Source organism: Paenibacillus phytorum (genome assembly GCF_013141715.1).
Classification (GTDB): Bacteria; Bacillota; Bacilli; order Paenibacillales; family NBRC-103111; genus Paenibacillus_E; species Paenibacillus_E phytorum.
Genome location: NZ_WHOA01000215.1, coordinates 1 through 2532, shown reverse-complemented (window position 1 = coordinate 2532; position 2532 = coordinate 1). Strand labels below are relative to the sequence as shown.

The window sequence follows — 2532 nt, the reverse complement described above, 5'->3', positions numbered from 1 at the left end:
CGACAGGCTATCGTTTTTCAGAGGTTGAAAACGATTATGAGTGACCGGGAATTTTGGGTGACGAATAGTGTACGACTGCAGAATCGGATCATTAGATGGTTAGACATTCGTTTTCCTGAGTATTTCACAGTGTTCAAAGACTGGACATGCAAACGTTCCTTAGCTACTCTTAAGAAATTTCCTTCTCCGCAGGATATAGAGTCTCTATCCGTATCAGAGGTGATCACGGGATGGAGAGAGCATATGAAGCGAGCTGGTGGCTCCACTGGCATGCAGAAGGCAGCGCAGATCATCGCTCAAGATAAGAACAGTATAGGCGAAACGACTGCGCTAAATGAAGCGAAGCAGGATTTACGATGGCTATTACAAGAGTTCGAACGGATTGTTGAGATACTAGAGAGAATTGAAAAAGATATAGAAGTGTTGCTCAGCGAAATTCCTATGGCTGATCATCTTCGATCTATCGGCCTTGGCACAATCTGCATTGCAGCCATTCTATCAGGTGCAGGTGACCTAAGTCAGTATGCCCATGGGAGTCAATTATTGCGTAAGGCAGGCTTAAACCTAGCCGAAAGCACTTCGGGGAAACGTAAGGGACAGATCGTGCTTTCTAAAAGGGGCGATGCTACGATGCGAAAATATCTGTAACTGGCTACGCTAGGGCTCGTAGGAAATCATCCTGTGTTCCGTCAGCTGCATGAGAATAATGTTCAATTTAAGCAAATGAAAAAGCAACAGTCGGTATTTAAACTGCTTGGAAAATTGGCACGAATCATCGTCGGCATTGTTCAAAGGGGAGAAGCGTTTTCTCCTGAAAAAGCTGCTCCTATCTGCATTCATGCTGCCTAAGACTGATTAAAACAATCACGTATATTGACTCATTCGCAGGATTATACAAAGAAAGCACGGAGGACCGAGTTCCTGCCCAATAAGGGCTCAGACCCGTCAGCTAAACGTTATCGGTCTCCACGCCTTGGTCAGGTGTAACGAAGGAATGTAAGGGCATAGACCCGTAGAGTCTTGGGATGGTGAACCCCCGAGGAAATTGTGGAGTATGCGTGCAGAAGAATAAGACTTGGAGAAATGTTCCACACGCTTCTTCTGTTCCCGCATGCCCAAAATCGAAACAACGGTGTCTAATGATGTCTAATGAGCTTGCTATTCGAACGACAACCGTATTCCAAGGCGACGAAATCCTGCGAATGAGTAAGTATATGAGAGATAACCCCTTAATACCGAGGGACGGGCAGGATAGTTCAATATGAACTTTAAAAAGGAAATAATAGTTTCATATCGAAATGTATTATTGTGGAAATTTTTTGTGGGATGAGGGATTTAAATGGGCTCTCGCATGATGCATTTGTTTATAGCAGACCGTGTTGGCAAAGAAATAAATATTGTTGATAAAGGTCGTTTTTTATTAGGTTCTATTGCTCCTGATGGTGATGAAGTTAAGGGAGAGACCCACTTTAAAGGGAATAGATATACGTTCTCTGACGGCGCTCCATCTGAGTATGGACGATTTATTGCAAAGTACCATGAAAAGTTCACTGATCCATTCTATATTGGATACTTAACACATTTGGTTGCAGATGAAATGTGGGCGACATTTATGTATTATAGCGGATTAAAAGAACGATTAAGGAAAGAGACGAATTTCTACAAAGAATTGCATAATGATTTTTATTTATGTAATGCAAAACTTGTACAAAAATTCGGAACTATTGGTATGTGTGAGGAATTGAAGTTGAGTATTGACGTACCTATATTAGAGGAGCTTCAGTCAGAGTCTGTGAATTTGTGCGTACATTGAACGCGCTTCACGGAGGTCTTTGGATGTCGTTTATCCATGGATACATAGATAAGTCTGCTCATTGACCTAGCGGGGAACGAGAGCTCAATAGACAATAGTGGAGGGCAGTCGGCCAGATTAGATCGGCTGCCTTTTTCAGCTTAAGGGCAGTTATACGTGATAATTATCTTTAAAGCTTAGCTTTACAAGAGAACATACATTCGTTAATGCAAAATGGGGTAATTTGCCAAAATTGATATGAAAGCAGAATCTAAATATTCGAGGGAGGAACTCTAATGAGTAAGGTGGTGAAAGATATTGTCTTGGGTATTCCGGTTACTAAATCGGGGAATTTTGAAGAATACGAAAAAGCAATTGATTGGTATGTGAAAGTTCTAGGATTTGAGCTCATTTGGAAGATGGGCATTACCAGCCTTAAACTAGCAAACGGACAAGAAATCTTACTTTTCGGTGAAGAAGAGGACGAGAACAGTATATGGTACACAGGAAACGTTAAGCTGAATCCACATTATTCTATACAATTTACAACGGATAACATCGAGCAGCTGCAATCCGATTTGATTCGCAGCGGCGTTACTGTGGGAGATATTCTTGCATTGGCGGTCCTGGCAGAGTCATGATGTTCTATGACCCATACGGAAATCGTTTCTGGGCATGTGAGGATTAATAATGAAATGCTGGAGTAGGTATAATCCCAATAATCATTGAAGTAACGTGGA

The 2532-nt window shown here is 41.8% G+C and carries 4 protein-coding genes; all 4 read left to right on the top strand.

Features of this window, described 5'->3' with window-relative positions; translation table 11 throughout:
- On the top strand, positions 1 to 648 hold a 648-nt coding region (locus tag GC098_RS30175), incomplete at its 5' end, for a transposase (RefSeq protein WP_246359055.1).
- Positions 649 to 681: 33 nt separating this feature from the next.
- A complete protein-coding gene (locus GC098_RS40405; RefSeq protein WP_246359054.1) occupies positions 682 to 849 on the top strand; it encodes a hypothetical protein in 168 nt (55 codons plus the stop codon).
- 490 nt (positions 850 to 1339) lie between these two features.
- Positions 1340 to 1813: a zinc dependent phospholipase C family protein gene (locus GC098_RS30170; RefSeq protein ID WP_171647178.1), complete on the top strand. Its 474-nt coding sequence runs from the start codon at positions 1340 to 1342 to the stop codon at positions 1811 to 1813.
- Between the two features lie 275 nt (positions 1814 to 2088).
- Positions 2089 to 2433 carry a VOC family protein gene (locus GC098_RS30165; protein WP_171647176.1) on the top strand — a complete coding sequence of 115 codons (345 nt, stop codon included), beginning with the start codon at positions 2089 to 2091 and terminating at the stop codon, positions 2431 to 2433.
- Positions 2434 to 2532 lie beyond the last annotated feature (99 nt).